Source organism: Streptococcus sp. Marseille-Q6379, from assembly GCF_965119505.1.
Genome location: NZ_CBCPLV010000001.1, coordinates 666514 through 681738, shown reverse-complemented (window position 1 = coordinate 681738; position 15225 = coordinate 666514). Strand labels below are relative to the sequence as shown.

17 protein-coding genes are annotated in these 15225 nt (G+C 40.1%); 3 read left to right on the top strand and 14 right to left on the bottom strand.

The genetic code is table 11. The annotated features are described in order from the left end of the window. The first annotated feature begins 1 nt into the window (after nucleotide 1). Nucleotides 2-883, top strand: a complete 882-nt coding sequence (locus tag ACWPVZ_RS03445; protein ID WP_454380930.1) for a diacylglycerol/lipid kinase family protein — start codon at nucleotides 2-4, stop codon at nucleotides 881-883. Between the two features lie 292 nt (nucleotides 884-1175). Here ACWPVZ_RS03445 and ACWPVZ_RS03440 read toward each other — a convergent pair whose 3' ends face one another. From ACWPVZ_RS03440 to ACWPVZ_RS03385, 12 genes are all read right to left on the bottom strand, one after another. Then, nucleotides 1176-1865, bottom strand: coding sequence for an alpha/beta hydrolase-fold protein (locus ACWPVZ_RS03440; RefSeq protein WP_454380928.1), 690 nt, complete (start codon nucleotides 1863-1865; stop codon nucleotides 1176-1178). After that, nucleotides 1846-2862 carry an ABC transporter substrate-binding protein gene (locus tag ACWPVZ_RS03435; protein ID WP_454380926.1) on the bottom strand — a complete coding sequence of 339 codons (1017 nt, stop codon included), beginning with the start codon at nucleotides 2860-2862 and terminating at the stop codon, nucleotides 1846-1848. The genes ACWPVZ_RS03440 and ACWPVZ_RS03435 overlap by 20 nt, the downstream gene beginning before the upstream one ends. A gap of 20 nt (nucleotides 2863-2882) precedes the next feature. Next, nucleotides 2883-3638 (bottom strand): ABC transporter ATP-binding protein, encoded by a 756-nt coding sequence (locus ACWPVZ_RS03430; protein ID WP_073950125.1) that lies wholly within the window; start codon nucleotides 3636-3638, stop codon nucleotides 2883-2885. 4 nt (nucleotides 3639-3642) lie between these two features. Further along, on the bottom strand, nucleotides 3643-4686 hold the full coding sequence (locus tag ACWPVZ_RS03425; RefSeq protein ID WP_073950123.1) for a FecCD family ABC transporter permease: 1044 nt from the start codon (nucleotides 4684-4686) through the stop codon (nucleotides 3643-3645). Nucleotides 4687-4807: 121 nt separating this feature from the next. Further along, nucleotides 4808-5557 carry a CPBP family intramembrane glutamic endopeptidase gene (locus ACWPVZ_RS03420; RefSeq protein WP_064521320.1) on the bottom strand — a complete coding sequence of 250 codons (750 nt, stop codon included), beginning with the start codon at nucleotides 5555-5557 and terminating at the stop codon, nucleotides 4808-4810. 49 nt (nucleotides 5558-5606) lie between these two features. Then, the gene (locus ACWPVZ_RS03415; protein WP_454380923.1) at nucleotides 5607-6446 is read right to left on the bottom strand and encodes a DUF4300 family protein; all 840 of its coding nucleotides are present in this window, start codon (nucleotides 6444-6446) and stop codon (nucleotides 5607-5609) included. 132 nt (nucleotides 6447-6578) lie between these two features. Next, nucleotides 6579-7826 (bottom strand): DUF4767 domain-containing protein, encoded by a 1248-nt coding sequence (locus ACWPVZ_RS03410; protein ID WP_454380921.1) that lies wholly within the window; start codon nucleotides 7824-7826, stop codon nucleotides 6579-6581. Between the two features lie 118 nt (nucleotides 7827-7944). Continuing rightward, nucleotides 7945-8217, bottom strand: coding sequence for a hypothetical protein (locus ACWPVZ_RS03405; RefSeq protein WP_021144457.1), 273 nt, complete (start codon nucleotides 8215-8217; stop codon nucleotides 7945-7947). A gap of 123 nt (nucleotides 8218-8340) precedes the next feature. Beyond that, on the bottom strand, nucleotides 8341-8976 hold the full coding sequence (locus ACWPVZ_RS03400; protein ID WP_454380919.1) for a copper homeostasis protein CutC: 636 nt from the start codon (nucleotides 8974-8976) through the stop codon (nucleotides 8341-8343). Nucleotides 8977-9017: 41 nt separating this feature from the next. Continuing rightward, complete coding sequence (locus ACWPVZ_RS03395; RefSeq protein WP_454380917.1) at nucleotides 9018-9842, bottom strand: CPBP family intramembrane glutamic endopeptidase; 825 nt, start codon at nucleotides 9840-9842, stop codon at nucleotides 9018-9020. Nucleotides 9843-9891: 49 nt separating this feature from the next. Continuing rightward, nucleotides 9892-10464, bottom strand: a complete 573-nt coding sequence (locus ACWPVZ_RS03390) for an HD domain-containing protein (protein WP_454380915.1) — start codon at nucleotides 10462-10464, stop codon at nucleotides 9892-9894. A gap of 99 nt (nucleotides 10465-10563) precedes the next feature. Beyond that, a complete protein-coding gene (locus ACWPVZ_RS03385) occupies nucleotides 10564-11133 on the bottom strand; it encodes a TetR/AcrR family transcriptional regulator (RefSeq protein WP_156246584.1) in 570 nt (189 codons plus the stop codon). 125 nt (nucleotides 11134-11258) lie between these two features. On the opposite strand from ACWPVZ_RS03385, the gene ACWPVZ_RS03380 reads away from it, so the two are divergent. After that, complete coding sequence (locus ACWPVZ_RS03380) at nucleotides 11259-12101, top strand: DegV family protein (RefSeq protein WP_155198122.1); 843 nt, start codon at nucleotides 11259-11261, stop codon at nucleotides 12099-12101. 220 nt (nucleotides 12102-12321) lie between these two features. Further along, nucleotides 12322-13494 carry a CynX/NimT family MFS transporter gene (locus ACWPVZ_RS03375; RefSeq protein WP_155123864.1) on the top strand — a complete coding sequence of 391 codons (1173 nt, stop codon included), beginning with the start codon at nucleotides 12322-12324 and terminating at the stop codon, nucleotides 13492-13494. A gap of 143 nt (nucleotides 13495-13637) precedes the next feature. Here ACWPVZ_RS03375 and ACWPVZ_RS03370 read toward each other — a convergent pair whose 3' ends face one another. Both ACWPVZ_RS03370 and ACWPVZ_RS03365 read right to left on the bottom strand, forming a co-directional pair. After that, a complete protein-coding gene (locus ACWPVZ_RS03370) occupies nucleotides 13638-14375 on the bottom strand; it encodes a DUF4336 domain-containing protein (protein ID WP_061652240.1) in 738 nt (245 codons plus the stop codon). Nucleotides 14376-14407: 32 nt separating this feature from the next. Continuing rightward, nucleotides 14408-15184, bottom strand: coding sequence for an alpha/beta fold hydrolase (locus ACWPVZ_RS03365; RefSeq protein ID WP_061652241.1), 777 nt, complete (start codon nucleotides 15182-15184; stop codon nucleotides 14408-14410). Nucleotides 15185-15225 lie beyond the last annotated feature (41 nt).

Sequence of the window (15225 nt, the reverse complement as noted above, 5' to 3'; positions counted from 1 at the left end):
AATGAAAAAAGTAATGATAATTATTAATCCAACTTCTGGAGGAGAAACAGCATTAGATTATAAAGAGAGCTTGGAGAATAAGGCTAAAAAGTATTTTGATTATGTTGAAACTAAGATTACGCAAAAAGCCAAAGATGCAACTCAATTTGCTGAAAAAGCCTCTAAAGAAAAATATGATGCAGTAATTGTTTTTGGTGGAGACGGTACTGTAAATGAGGTTATTTCAGGGATTGCTGAAAAAAATCACATCCCAAAACTTGGGATTATTCCTGGTGGAACTGGTAATTTAATCACTAAGCTTTTAGAAATCAACCAAAGTATTGATCAAGCGATAGAAGAACTTGACTTCAATTTTACTAAAACCATTGATGTTGGAAAAGCTAATCAAAATTATTTTGGCTATATTTTTAGTATTGGATCTTTACCAGAAGCTATTCATAACGTTGATATTGAAGATAAAACAAAGTACGGTATCTTTGCATATGCAATCAATACGATGAAGTCCGTTGTGGAAGACGATGTATTTAATGTTCGTATTGAAAGCGAAAATGGCAATTATGAAGGTGAAGCTAGTCAGGTCTTAGTTCTTCTATCTAATTACTACGCAGACAAAAAACTATTTGATGAGAATACAGATGGATATGGAAATATCTTGATTTTAAAAGATGCATCCATCATTTCTAAATTATCGACTATCCCAGATTTGTTAAAAGGGGATCTAGTAGGTAACGATAATATCGAATATATCAAAGCGCGTAATATTAGGATTTCTTCAGAGGTTGAGTTAGAGTCAGATGTTGATGGAGACAAATCGGATAATCTTCCAGTAGATATAAAAATACTAGGGAACCATATCGAAGTGTTCTCAGGCACCAAAGTATAGTTTTTTTCCTTCTACTTCTCCAACAAAAAAGTTCTAAATGATATAAGTTACTGCATCAGCAACAATAATAGTCTTGTCCTTTTTGAAGTTAGGATATAAGTCAAAGGTAAGTAAATTACTTTTAATATACAGAGTTAAGGCGTTTTTTGATTCATGTCTAAAAACTTTTCGGAAGCATCAACTGTGATGGTAGTTTTCGAGCATAACAAAAAGTAGTGAAGAGATTCCATCGTCGGAATCTTCTTCACTACTTTTCTTCTCTCTTTCCTACTCAATCACCAATAGCAGCATTTCAGAGTTTCCACTCTTCAATCAACCAGTCCGAAAAACCATCATATCTTTCTTGGAGATTATCATGATGACCGTAGGGGTCAAATGCTGAATAAGTGGACAAGCACTGTTTTTTGATGCATCCATGTACTTCTTTGGCAAAGCTAGGAGCCTTGACCAGTCTATTCTTATGATTAGCCCCTTCGGTCAAACCGTTACATAAATAGACCGAGCAAGACCTATTGAAAAGCTGGTGGGATTGGCAGTAAGCTACAAAATCTGGATACCAAAAGGATCCACAAATGGAAAAGATAAAAGGCATCTTATCACTGCTATAAAGACTGGAAATAGCAGCCAGTCCACCCAGCGAGTAGCCTCCGTAAGCCATACGACTGTCATCCAGTCTAAACTCCTCTTGGATGCTATTTAAAATATGGCCAAATAGACGGTCATGATAGCTGGCTAGCTTGCCACCAAAATCAGGACTTCCAGGTCTCAAAGCCTGAGCATACCAAGGTGTAAAATCATCCAAGCGATTCTTGGGCTCAAGGCCTACCAGGATAACGGAATCCGCTAGTTTTCCCAAATAACCCAGTTGTCCATCGTTCAGAAAAACAGCTGGATAAGTCTTAGTAGCATCATAAGACTCAGGAAGGGCAATCGTCACTCGAATGCCATGGCAGACAAAGTCTTTATTTATTAACAAAGTCATTAACCTTCTCAAGAGAATCAATCACAGATGGACCGTAATCCATAAGCTCATCATAAGAAATAGTCATGATTTTCTTGTTTTTAACGGCTGGTACATTTTCAAGAACAGCGTTCTTTTCCATCTTGTCTGTAGCATCCTTGTCCATGGCCTTATTACGGTCACTAGTTACATAGATAATCAATTCTGGTTCCATAGACACGAGATTTTCCAGAGTCAAATCTGATGTTCCTGTCGCAACATTGGTATAGCCAAGCTGATTAAGCATACTTTCTTGAAGGGCAGATTTGTAAGTTCCAAAGGTCTCATCGTTGTAGGCACACATGATCAGAGCCTTCTTCAAGTCTTTGTCAGAAGACTTGTTTTTCTTTTTAACGGCGTCGATACGCTTTTGGAGTTGTCCTGCATACTTGTCTGCCTTGTCTTGAATGTTGAAAATGTCACCAATATTTTTAACATCTTCGATGATATTATTCAAATCTTGTTTGGTTGTTGAAACAGAAGCTTTTTGCGTATAGACGGGAATGTCGTTGCTGTTCCACGTGCTGATGGTTCCCATTGATTTGTCTGAGAACATCATGTTACGACCAATAAGGGCATCAGGTCCGTAAGCCAAGATGGCTTCTTGAGAGATGGTCTTCTTATCACCGATATGCGGGATTGAGGCAATGTCTTCCTTATATTTATCGGTTACTTCATTGTCAGGGTTAAGCATACCGACAATCTTGTCTTTTAAACCAAGCTCAATCAAGATTTCAGTTGATGAAAGGTTATTTGTAATAACCTTTTCTGGTGCCTTTTTGAATACTTGATCTAACTCAGTTCCTTTATCGTCATAAGTTTTGACGGTCAAAGGATACTGGGTTTCTGAGTTGGTCTTTTTTACCGTTTCTTTTGCTGTTGATGACGATGATGTGCTGTTTTTATATGTAGAACTGCATGCTGTCAATGTAAGGACAGCTGCAGCGATTAATGCGATACGAAACGTTTTCTTGTTCATAAGGCCTTCCTTTCCTAGGCTTATAAATACTGAATCATTGCCTGCTGGTCATCCGTCCATGTAATACGACTGTGAACATCATAAACCGCCTGCAAGGATTGGGGGGTGACGGCATCCCTTGGGACGCCTTGGGCAACAATCTCACCTCCTTTCAATAGGTATATATAATCTGAAAAGCGACAGGCCAATTGAATATCATGAAGAACTGCAAGGACATTAATACCCAATGCCTTGACCAAAGTCAACATCTCCAACTGATACTTAATGTCCAAATGATTGGTAGGCTCATCCAATAAAAGGAGTTTGGGTTCCTGAGCCAAAGCACGCGCTAGGATAACTCTTTGTTTTTCTCCACCTGATAAGGACGAATAATAGCGTGTCTTCTTTTCAGACATGCCAACCTTGTCTAGGGCATCCTGGACGAGCAAGTGGTCCCGCTCCGATTCTTTTTGTAGAAAGGAAAGATGGGGCGTTCGGCCAAGCATGACAATTTCTTCCACCGTGCAATCAAATTGAAGGGTGTTAAACTGTGTCACAACAGCCATTTCTTTTGCAGTTTCCTTTAGGCTTACCTGATCTAGGCTTTTTCCATCAAGTAAAATCTGACCGCTATCTGGTTTCAACTGGCGATAAATGGTTTTTAGCAAGGTTGATTTCCCACTCCCATTTGGTCCTAGTATGGTCTGGAATTGCCCACCTTCAACCTCTAGAGAGACACCGTTTAGGATTTTTTTCTCTCCAATCGAATAATGAATATCCTTACACTTTACATCCATAAGTCTAAACCACCTTCCTACGATTTTTAGTCACAATATAAATAAAGAAAGGTGCGCCAACCAAGGCTGTAAAGATACCGATAGGTAACTCCGCATTTTTAACGAGGATTCTAGCCAAGACATCTGCCCAAACCACAAATAAGGAACCTAGGAGAGTTGCTACTGGAAAAAGCTTACGATAATTAGTCCCGACTATACTTCTAGCGATATGAGGGGTAATCAAGCCGACAAAGCCAATAATACCACAACTAGCAACCATGACGGCTGTTATGACTGCAACGATGGCAATATAAAGATACCAATAGAGTTTAAGTGGAATCCCTAAAGTCAAAGCTGCTTCATCTCCCATCATCATGGCATTGAAGACACGATACTGAGTTGAGAAAAAGAGAAAGGCCAAACCAACCACTACTGCTGGAAGCATCAAATCTGACCAAGATGTTCCTGTCAATGAACCCATGGTCCAAAACTTAATGGTCATAACACTGTCCGCTGTCGCTCCAATAGAGATTATAAAATTGGCAAAGGCAATAAAGAGGGCATTAACAACCGTTCCAGATAAAATCAAACCAGAGGTGGTCACTCTCCCTTGCATAGAGGCAATGATTAAAACAAGAACCGTCGCTAGGATAGCCCCCACAAAGGCACCCAAGCCTACCACAGCTTTAAGGCCTAAAATGATGGCCAAGGTTGCTCCAAAAGTTGCTCCTGCCGAGATGCCTAAAATGTAGGGTTCGGCAATCGGATTATTGACAGTTGACTGCATGACACTCCCAGACATGGAAAGGCCTGCACCAACTATTAACCCCAGGAGAACCCTAGGAACTCGCATATTCCAGATAATAGCTTCAAGTGGTTTGGCTATGCTTTGACTGGCAATTGGAAGCCCCAATTTACTGAAGATGACACCATAGGTATCACCTATATCTATAGTGACCGCTCCTAAAGAAACTGCTATAAAAACTGACGTTACTACTAAAAATAGAAGCAAACAAAGCAGGCTTAGGTAGCGGGAAAAAACAAGATGTTTTGTTTTTTTAAAAGGCATTAGCACCTCCTTTCCACCTGTAATGTCAGAAAATTTTGACAATACCCTTCTAGTATAACATGCCTCAAAAAGATGGGCAAGGTCATTTGAGTGGAAAAAAAGAGCAGTCACTTAACTACTCTTAGGATTTAACCTTCTCCATACTACTACCAGCAATTTTCATGGCAAGAAGAATTATCAACACCTTAATCACAAGGGATAACCAGAGGCTCTCCGCTGATGACAGTTGCGATAAAGCATTGATAAGCGCATGTGTCATCACACAAAGCCAAAGACTTCTGGTCTTTGTATAGATGGCAGATAAGATAAAACAGTTGCTTAATAAGCCTAGCAAGAAAGGCAATAAATGAATCGTGGCCAGAGACCCATCAATGTAAAAATAGAGCAAATGCCATAGTGACCAGGCTACAAAGGTACAAAGCGTGGACACTAGATAGGTTAACTTTTCTTGTAAGGCAGACTGGAAAAAATAGCGCCAACCGATTTCTTCGATACCACCAAAGACAAGGGCTTTGCAAAATAAGATAATGGGGAGATACCAAGCCTTGAAAATTATACCTCCACTCAAGACTAGTGGTAGAAAATCCAAACCTAGAAAAATGAGGACTAAGAGATAGTTACTAAGAGGCTGTTTGACTTGGAAAAAATCTCTGACAAGTTGTTTAACACTGGAGTGATGATAGCGGATGCTAACATAGCCTCCCCAAATAGCTGATGACAAGCCACCTAAGATAAGGGTAAAAAGGCCAATTGGAGTTCCATAATCAACCCTAACCCCTCCTGCTCTTAGCAGCCAAACAAGGAGACTGACCAGTAAAATCTGTCCAAGGGTCCCCACTAGATAAAGCAACAAGGCTTGTTTTCTTTTCATATCTTGCTTCCTTTTTCTTCCCTATTTAAAACCTTCTTCTCACGTTAAGCTAGTCCATATCCACCCATTTGTCATTGTCCATGATAAAGGGTTTGGCTAGACCTGGTCCGGTATAGTCCTTGTACTTGGTTGTGAGATACTTGTAGCAATCTTTCTTGTTAGCAAATTTTATGGCTTGGTAGGGCTCTTCGAAGGTCAATTTCTCGACAAATAAGTAACCATCTGTCGTAGGAACTAAGACGCCGACGTGACCGACAAAAAGGGAATTTCCATCCAGATTATCGTGGACAACGACCGATAGCATACGTGCCTTGTCATCAAAGGTAAACTGCTTGTAGTAATCCTCCATATGCGTGGCGTGAACCTTGACATCTTGGGTGGCCTCAGTCTTGACCCTTGAAAAAAGAATGTCAAAGTCTGCCTGTTCCTTGGCATCAAAGAGCTTGCCCTTGTCAATGGCATCCTTATCTTGGAAAAGGAGCTCACTATCACTTTTGACTTGTGGAATCTTAATTTTGCCTTTCAGTAGCGTATAGGTGTTAATACGACAGTTGGTACCGATAAAGTCACCATGCTTGGCTGTCCACAGGCTACTGATTTTTTCCACATCATAGTCTGTTTTGGTAAATGGTGCAAAATCCCCAGATAATCCAACAGAACCCACGGTATCATTGTAATCCCTAACCAGATTGATAAAGTTATCCACACTCCCCTTGTCCAAATGTTTCGAGAGTATGGCTCGCACCTCACTAATACTAGCCTTACTATTAAGGTTGGAGTAATTTGCTTGCTCCTCTTTTTTGTGGAGATGTGCAAAAACTGCTAAACCGACAAGTAGCAGGCTAGAGATAGATAAAAGAATTAGCGTCTGTTTTTTCAAATGTTTCATAGGCGCCTCCTTGGCTTCATTATACCAGATTTTGCTGACTACTCATTCTCAAGATACTTATCCACAAGAAAAAGCCTTGTTGCTAAGGCTTTAGATTGAAGATATTGGCTTTTTCCTAACCCCCTCAAACCATCACTTGTCATTCACAATATTTGCAAAGGCTTCTTGGATGTCCTTATTATTGGTAGGGTACATGTAATACATGTTTTCAGGATTCCCCTGATTTTGCATGGAAACTAGGACCACTGGTTGACCTTTATGGATGGTGAAATGGTAGAGAATCATGGCGGAACCTGAATACCCGTAGCTGTCTACAATGATATAGTCGGCTGTCCCTGTACCATCTTCGGAAAAGGCAACGTCTACCTTTTGTTGGTTGGTCATTGGGGCATTTTGTTCAGTCTTTTCACCTACAATAATGCGGTTATTTTTAGCAAAAGACATGGCACCAAAGAAATCGTCACTTCCGTTAGGTGTTAGCCTTCTATAACTTTCTTGATTCATCTTGTGCCCAAACTCCACCATGTAACTTGCGAGCTTGGCAGCCTTGTCACTATCCCAAAGGGCTGTCGTATTGGTTGGGCTAGTCTGGCTGGACTGGCTCTTACTTTTCACTCTGTAATAAGACGTGTAAACCACCCCTGGCCCAGCAGACTCTGGAATTTGAACCAAACGATCTGTGTCTTTGACAGAATTGTCCGGAGACGGTGCTGCTTGATTGGCTGGCACAGGCACAAAAGGATTGACCCCATGCCCTGGACCATTGTCCGCAAAATAAAACATAGGCTGACCGTTGAAATCTTTAACGACAGTCTTGCCATCAGTACTTCCTGTCTCTTCAGACTTTGTGAGCCCTGACTTGGTAATGGTAACAACATGACCACCGTCAGAAACCCAGTCACCTTCGATGCTTGAAAAATCACCATTTCGAATGGCTTCCACATCCATAGCAGGCGTTTTGGCCTCTGATGAGGCATTCTGACTTTGAGAACTAGAGTTTGAAGACGAGTCAGACGCTTTGGAACTCGATTGTTTAGACTTGTCTGAGGAAGACGTTTGACCAGTCTGACTGCTTGACGAAGAGACCGCAAGGGATGATGTCTGTTGAGCTTGTGAATGATGAGAATGCCAAGCAAAAATGGCACCACCACCAAGAAGCGTCATACAAGAAACTGCAAGAACTGACGCTGCGACCTTATGAGTCACAACATACTGACTTAAGGTTTGCCAAAAGCTCTTCTTAGATGCTAACAATAAGCTCTCTACTTCTGCTCGATTGTCCAAGAGACTACCATTTTGTATCGCCTCGTCGACCTCTGTCATCTTTGGGCGACGTCCATAAATCTTTATAAAATAGGTTAACCATTCTTCTGCTTTCATCTCATCTCCTTTTTGAAGCGTAATAATTCCATTTTAGCATAAATTAGGGATTCTAGTTGACTTGTAGAAAAGAAAAAACTGCAAGCAAGTAGCCGCAGTTAGTGTATAAACTTGATCATTATTTCTGACTATTTCCAAGTTTTTTAAGATAAGTATAGCCCAGATAGAAAAAGAAAAGCGCTAAAAGAATAAATAACCCCATGACGAGTTTGGTCCCACCTAATTGATAGGCAATGTAAACAAAAGTATTAACCTTAAGCTTACCACCCGTTTTTTCCAATAGCGAAAGGCTCTGTGAGTAATAGTGACCGAGCCAAATAGCTCCTAGCCCTAATAACGGATAAATAATGACACCCAAGATAGGGTTCTTTTTTAACAAATTATCTAACATACATCCCCCAATTTTTTTAATGCTATAGTAATAGCTTACCAAAGAATGACTAGAAAAGCAAAGTACCTCCCATTGCACAAAAATCAAAAGGAACCAAGCCAAGAAGCTGGTTCCATTGTAAATCTAAAAGACGACACGTGTTCCATGAACTTGCTCTAGACCAGGTATGGCAAGAAATTGGTCACGATTAGCCACGGAGATACCACCTCCTGCTAAAATATCCAACTGACCATCTGCTAGCTGAACCAATTCTGCATAACGTTTCAAGCGTAAGTCTAGAGCAGTCTCAGGAGTTCCAGCACGGGTGAGAAGACGCGTCACTCCATTTTCCTTGAGCCACTGGATAGCACTAGGCTGGTCTGCTTTAGGGATTTGGTCAAAGGCCATATGCATGGTGACCTCTAAGCCTCGACTAGCATCTAACAAGGTCTTTAGAGCTTCTGTATCGAGTTGGTTTTCTGAAGTCAAAGCACCTAGTGCAAAGCCGTCAACACCCAATTCACGCGCACACTTGATATCTTCTAGCATGATAGCTAATTCCTGCTGGCTATAGACAAAGTCGCCCCCTCGTGGACGAATCATCACAATCACCTTAGCCTGATAATCCTTGGCCAACTCAACAGCCGCCTTTATGACACCATAAGAAGGTGTCGTGCCTCCAACAGCTAGATTATCACACAACTCCACGCGTTGAGCACCGGCCTTAAAGGCTTTTTCTAAGTAAGTCACATTCTCTGCACAAAATTCATATATTGGCATACTGAACCTCCAATTAGTTGTAGTAGCATGGGGATTGACTATCAGTTTCTCATTTGATAACCCCATAACACTATAGCAAATGATAGCAATTGCCATAGAACGATTCTCACAATCTGCAAACTATCTGCTTCAGAATTTGAAACCACATGAACTAGATTTGAAGCAAGATTATTGAAAAAATGATCTCCTAACCCAAACCATAAGGAACCTGTCATTTTGTAGAGTAAGGACCATTTGATACTCATCATTCCCGCTAAGATAACATAGCCAATGCCCATGACGATGAGATTTACGAGTGACGATTCTCCTTGAAGATAATCTCTTAAGGGCATTACCAAGTGCCATATTCCAAATAGGAAGGCTATAAAGAATAGACTCTTGCGGTACGAAAGCCCTTCAAGAATTTTTGTGAAAAGGCCACGAAATATTCCTTCTTCCATCCAGACATTTATCAGGTTAAACAACACACTTGAGAGAATAAGTAAGATTCCTGCTTGAGATACTTTTTCGTTTGTTAAGGAAAAACCACTGGCGTAAAACGATAAGTGAACATTGCCATGAAGAAACAAGAGAACAATGCACTCAACTGTATATGCAAAGACGGAACACACTAAACCAAAGAGCAGGCCCTTCCCTATACCACTCACGGTTCCGTCAGGACTGAAACCAATATCTTTCCATCTTAAATTACAAATTGAAAGGACTCCCCACAGTAGAAGAATTCCAAAAAGTTTATGTAGAAAATTCTCAGATAAGAAGGTTTCATCCGTCCTCATATAGAAGTATTCAATTAGCCTTGCTACTGAGCAGATAACAAATATAATTGAACAACTTAAAATAGGTTTCTTTATTAGTTGATTTAGCATATCTTCCTTTCAAATAAGTCTTTTATAAAAGTTAATTTCAATATTTCACTCAGTCCAATTCCTTCTCTAGTTCTTTTAGAAAGGTGATTAAAAATTGATGGCGACTTTCTGCCATTTGTTTGGCAGTCTCCGTGTTCATTTCATCTTTTAAGAGGAGCAACTTATCGTGGAAATGTTGGACGGTATCAGTAAGGGGTCTCCCTTTGTGGCCACCATAGGAAAAAGTTCGCGCAATTCCTACAGCTCCTATCGCATCCAGACGGTCTGCATCCTGGACAATCTTGCCTTCTAACGATTCTGGATGTTTACCGCGATTTTTGCTGAAAGAAACAGCATTGATAACCCGACAAATCTGGTCGATTTGCTTTTTAGGAGCACCAATCTCTTCTAGAAACATGCGAGCATTCGCATTATTCTCTGTTTGAAACAATTTATAATCATCAGCATCGTGAAGAAGAGCTGACAAGGCCACTATCTCCAGATCACATAGACCTTCTGCTTGTGCGATTTTCATAGCATTGGTATAGACGCGAAGGGTATGCGCCACATCATGGCCATCCGCTCGATCAGCAAATAAGGTTTTAACATACTGCTTAGCAGCAAGAATTCGTTCTTCAATCATCGTTCTTGTCCTTTGTATAATCTGTGCACAGTTCTATCTATTCATTTGAACTAGTAATGGAGAGGTGCAGTTTACTTAAAAACCGCCTCTCAGCGATTACTACTTCCTCTTTTGTGGAAAAAGCGGGAGACCAAGTTTGGCAATCTTTTCCGCTGGGGTCTTCATGCCATCCTTGACCCATTTGGAAATCACTGAGACAATAGCTGAGCTCCAAAAGGAATTGAGGTAACTACCGGCACCATTTGATGAGCTACCATTTCGTTTTTCCAAAAAATCATAAACTGCCTTGATCAATACCTGCTCAAAATTATAATCAATGGCAAGACTGATGATTTTGGCTTCTTTTTTGACTTCCTTAAGGAGATAAACCCAGACTTGGTAAAGATCCGTCTTGAGATTATAGCCGTCCAAGGACTTAGTAATCTTTGCAATGCTAGACTCAAAAATAGATTTCAAAATTTCTTCCTTAGAACCATAATTGCGATAAAAGGCAGCACGAGATACACCCGCACGTTCAACAAGTTCCGATATGGTAATCTTTTTAAAGTCTTTTTTCTCCAACAATTGCAGGAGAGAAATTTCAATGGATTCTCGTGTAATTGCTTTATTTTCTTGGTTAAATCGTTTGAGATTTTCCAAGGATTTCTCTGAGATTTTTCTTTCTGCCATAACATTCACTTTCTATCTGTCACACCTGATGAGATCTGCTTTGATAGCAATGCACTTCATGATAAAATTGTAAAAGAAGACAAATAACTTGTCAATGTACATTATACAGATATGAGGTGTAACCTATGAAATGGAAAATTATTGCGGATTCAGGCTGTGACTACCGTTCTTTGGACAATCTGGCACCAGATACGGAGTTTGTCAGTGTTCCTTTGACTATCCAAGTGGGCGAAACCATTTACAGGGATGATGCCCAACTCAGTATTGATCAAATGATGGAGGAAATGTATGCGACTATGACTGCTTCTAAGTCTGCCTGTCCGAGTCCTGATGATTATATGAAATCCTTTGAAGGAGCGAACAATATCGTCGTCGTGACGATTACTGGAACCCTTTCTGGTAGCTACAATAGTGCTGAAATCGCTAAGAAAATTTATCTGGAAGAGCATCCTGATACTAAGATTCACGTGATTGATAGCCTGTCAGCTGGTGGCGAGGTCGACCTTATCGTTCGTAAACTCAATCACTTAGTCGCTGAAGGCCTTGATTTTGACCAAGTCGTTGATGGCATCACAGCTTATCAAGCCAAGACTAAGTTGCTCTTTGTTTTAGCCAAAGTTGATAATTTGGTGAAGAATGGTCGTCTAAGTAAACTGGTTGGCACCGTTGTTGGACTCCTCAATATCCGTATGGTCGGTGAAGCTAGTAAGACAGGTACTCTTGAATTGCTTCAAAAAGCCAGAGGTCAAAAGAAAGCCATCAAAGCTGCCTTTGATGAACTCCTCAAGGCTGGTTATGCTGGAGGCCACATTACGATTGCCCACCGCAACAATGAAAAATTTATCGAGCAATTCTCTGAATTGGTTCGTGAAAAATTTGCCCAAGCAAGCATCGAAGTCCTTCCTACTTCTGGACTCTGTAGTTTTTATGCTGAAGAAGGCGGACTCCTTATGGGGTATGAAATTTAAGAAGACATTGAAAAGAGACTGGACTACATGTTCGGTCTTTTAAAAATCAGATTATGCTATTTGATAATCAGCAGAATAGGATTTTAAAACTAAAAATTCTTTCCTGACAATCCAACGTAACCGCTTTCATTATCCCCATCATTTATGGTAAGATGGAAGTGATGCATTAGTGTCATATGCCTATAAATTTAAATACCCTTATTAAACATGGAGATAGTTTATGAAACAGAAACATTCACATTTTCTAATCCCTGGAATCCTTCTTCTAGGGATCGTTTTGCGGGCCCCGTTCACAACCTTGTCTACGGTCTTATCAGACATTGCTTCTGGTCTAGGTGTTGAGGTCAGTTCTCTCGGTCTCTTGACAAGTCTCCCTCTCTTGACCTTTGCGATATTCTCACCTTTTGCGGCTAGCTGGGCCAAACGCTTTGGTATTGAAAGACTCTTCCTCGGTGTTTTAATTGTGATGACACTTGGTTCTGCTTTACGTACTGTCAATCTCCCTCTTCTTTATGTGGGAACGCTTTTAGTCGGAGCTGGAATTGCCTTTATCAACGTCCTTCTCCCAAGCCTAATTCAGGCTAATGAGCCAAATCAGTTAGGATTCTTAACCACACTCTATATTACAGCCATGGGCTTGTCCACAGCTGTGGCTTCATCGGTAGCCGTTCCAATCACTAAGGCAACCTCATGGCAAGGCTTAGTCTGGGTATTGACAACAGTCTGTGCCCTGGCTCTTGTAGTTTGGCTTCCTAATGTCCATCACAATCATTACTTAGAACAAGAAACTTCTACCAGCGAAAATTCAGGCAGTTGGTATAAGAGTGGCAAGGTCTGGGCTATCATGATTTTCGGTGGATTACAATCACTCTTCTTCTATACCACTATCACTTGGCTTCCAACCATGGCCACTCAAGCCGGTGTCGGCGAGGCTAATGCCGGAATTCTAGCTTCCGTTTTCACACTGACGAGTATTCCATTCTCTATGATTGTTCCTAGCCTAATCACTAAACTTTCTGATCGTAACCGCCATTTGATGCTAGTGGCTACCGTCCTAGTAGGACTCATCGGAGTTGCCATGCTTCTAGTCAATACAGACAGCTTTGTGTATTGGTTAGTCCTTAACCTCTTAACCGGAAGTTCTGCTAGTGTCCTATTCCCTTACATGATGGTTTCCTTTTCAATGAAGGCTAGCACGCCTGAAAAAACAGCCCAACTATCAGGTTTAGCCCAAACCGGAGGCTATATCTTTGCAGCCCTTGGTCCAGTCTTGTTCGGTTCAAGCCAACAACTCTTTAACTCTTGGACCCCTGCTGTTTTAATTCTTCTTGTCTTGACCATAATCATGGGAATAGCCCTTTACAAAGTTGAAAAAACAGACGTAATTTTGTAAGAGAAAAACTAATAAAAGAAAATGCCCCACAAGTTGTAACTTGTGGGGTGTTATTTTGCGTGCGGCGAATGAATGAAACTTTTAAATACAGAGGTCGAAGTATTCGTATTTGTCTTTCGACAAGTTCCCTTAACCACATAACCCTATTTTTCTAGCCAGAAGAACGCTTGCTTTAACATCTCTTTTGCTTGACCAATAATACACGGTCCATGAGAAATAATAATATTCTTAGGTTCCCATTTCTTTATTTTGTGATAGCTCTTCAGAGCTTGTTTTTTACCAAATAAGAAAGTCATTCTTAAATCTCTTGGTGTTTTACCATTTGGATGGTGATTATCACCTATTTTAAAAAGTAGCTTTTCAAAAAGCGATAATTTCTCAGTTTCTATGTTTTCAATAAGATCCGTTAAAACCAGAGTTGAACTTTCATTATGGAAAAAAACAACCTCTTTTACATAAAAACTTCCCTCAAATGTTGTAAAAAGAATTTCTTCGTTCCAATTGGCCTTGCTTAATTCCTGACCATAATCCAAACTCATTCCCGATTTTCTGGCACGCTTTTGAACACCACTAGCTAGCCAAACTTTTGCTTCAGGAAATAGTTGATGCCATTCATCTATATAACTATAATGTAAGACATTGGGTGCAATAAGGTGTTTTACCTCACCCAATTTCTTGATTTCAAAAAGTAAATTGTCATTAGGCTTAGTCGGTGAATGCACCCAAAGACCACCATTCTGCAGACGGATAACTGTCATTCTAGTTGAAAAAGGCACTTTGAAGAATTTGAAATCCATCAGTACTTCTTCCCCATCCACAATCCATAGGTTTTCAGCTATCTTTTTTAAGGAATTGAGGGGACTATATTTTTTGACTTCCATGAAACTCTGCTTTCTAAATTAATAAAGTATAATCAATCGTTATTCTCCAAAAATGGAACAACCAACTTAATCCACTCTTGAGGTAGGTAGGCTGATAAATAGCCGTGGTTATAGCCCTTTGCTTCATAAAAGATAGTGTCGGGGTGCATCTGCTGAAATAATCTAGCTGATTCTTTAACACCGTTCAATTCTTTTTCCCCATAAATATAGAGAACCTGTGCTTTACTTTTTGAAATCCTACTCTTCAACTTATAATGCCCCATATAAGTTTTATAGATGGTCACTAATGTTTTGATAGGTGTCCTTGGCATATCCTCCATATAATAATTTTTTATCTCGTCTGGGTAAGCTAATTGGGGATAGAATTTATTCATTAAGCTTAACTGAAGTTTACAAGAGGATTTACTAAACATCAGTTTACCAAATAAAGATACCAACAAGATGCTAAATCTCGCCAACCTTGGCTGAGGAATACAGAGACTTCCGTCTATGATAGATTTCTCAGCTATATCGCTGTCTAAGGACAAAAGTTCCATAGCAATTTGACCTCCAAGTGAAACTCCACCTAAAGCAAACAGTTTTCCATCACAGTTTTGTCGAACATAATCTAGAATTTCCTGTGCCGAATCTTCCGTTGATATATAATCCTCTTGATACTCTTCACCGTGACCATTAAGTGTAGGTAAAATGACATGGTAATTATGAGACAGGAGACGAGCTTGTCTAAGATAATTCCACCAAGAGCTACCCCCACCATGTATCAATAAAATGGGAGGCAAATTTTTATCACCAAACTCATGAAATTTCATATTTGATACCCTCCAAAATGTCTCATATAGACAGTACTATA

Coding starts and splice junctions, on each gene's coding strand:
- ACWPVZ_RS03395 (WP_454380917.1), bottom strand. CDS start 9,842: ATGCTAAATCAACTAATAAAGAAACCTATTTTAAGTTGTTCAATTATA.
- ACWPVZ_RS03385 (WP_156246584.1), bottom strand. CDS start 11,133: ATGGCAGAAAGAAAAATCTCAGAGAAATCCTTGGAAAATCTCAAACGA.
- ACWPVZ_RS03370 (WP_061652240.1), bottom strand. CDS start 14,375: ATGGAAGTCAAAAAATATAGTCCCCTCAATTCCTTAAAAAAGATAGCT.
- ACWPVZ_RS03410 (WP_454380921.1), bottom strand. CDS start 7,826: ATGAAAGCAGAAGAATGGTTAACCTATTTTATAAAGATTTATGGACGT.
- ACWPVZ_RS03400 (WP_454380919.1), bottom strand. CDS start 8,976: ATGCCAATATATGAATTTTGTGCAGAGAATGTGACTTACTTAGAAAAA.
- ACWPVZ_RS03440 (WP_454380928.1), bottom strand. CDS start 1,865: ATGACTTTGTTAATAAATAAAGACTTTGTCTGCCATGGCATTCGAGTG.
- ACWPVZ_RS03390 (WP_454380915.1), bottom strand. CDS start 10,464: ATGATTGAAGAACGAATTCTTGCTGCTAAGCAGTATGTTAAAACCTTA.
- ACWPVZ_RS03445 (WP_454380930.1), top strand. CDS start 2: ATGAAAAAAGTAATGATAATTATTAATCCAACTTCTGGAGGAGAAACA.
- ACWPVZ_RS03365 (WP_061652241.1), bottom strand. CDS start 15,184: ATGAAATTTCATGAGTTTGGTGATAAAAATTTGCCTCCCATTTTATTG.
- ACWPVZ_RS03375 (WP_155123864.1), top strand. CDS start 12,322: ATGAAACAGAAACATTCACATTTTCTAATCCCTGGAATCCTTCTTCTA.
- ACWPVZ_RS03420 (WP_064521320.1), bottom strand. CDS start 5,557: ATGAAAAGAAAACAAGCCTTGTTGCTTTATCTAGTGGGGACCCTTGGA.
- ACWPVZ_RS03430 (WP_073950125.1), bottom strand. CDS start 3,638: ATGGATGTAAAGTGTAAGGATATTCATTATTCGATTGGAGAGAAAAAA.
- ACWPVZ_RS03435 (WP_454380926.1), bottom strand. CDS start 2,862: ATGAACAAGAAAACGTTTCGTATCGCATTAATCGCTGCAGCTGTCCTT.
- ACWPVZ_RS03380 (WP_155198122.1), top strand. CDS start 11,259: ATGAAATGGAAAATTATTGCGGATTCAGGCTGTGACTACCGTTCTTTG.
- ACWPVZ_RS03415 (WP_454380923.1), bottom strand. CDS start 6,446: ATGAAACATTTGAAAAAACAGACGCTAATTCTTTTATCTATCTCTAGC.
- ACWPVZ_RS03405 (WP_021144457.1), bottom strand. CDS start 8,217: ATGTTAGATAATTTGTTAAAAAAGAACCCTATCTTGGGTGTCATTATT.
- ACWPVZ_RS03425 (WP_073950123.1), bottom strand. CDS start 4,686: ATGCCTTTTAAAAAAACAAAACATCTTGTTTTTTCCCGCTACCTAAGC.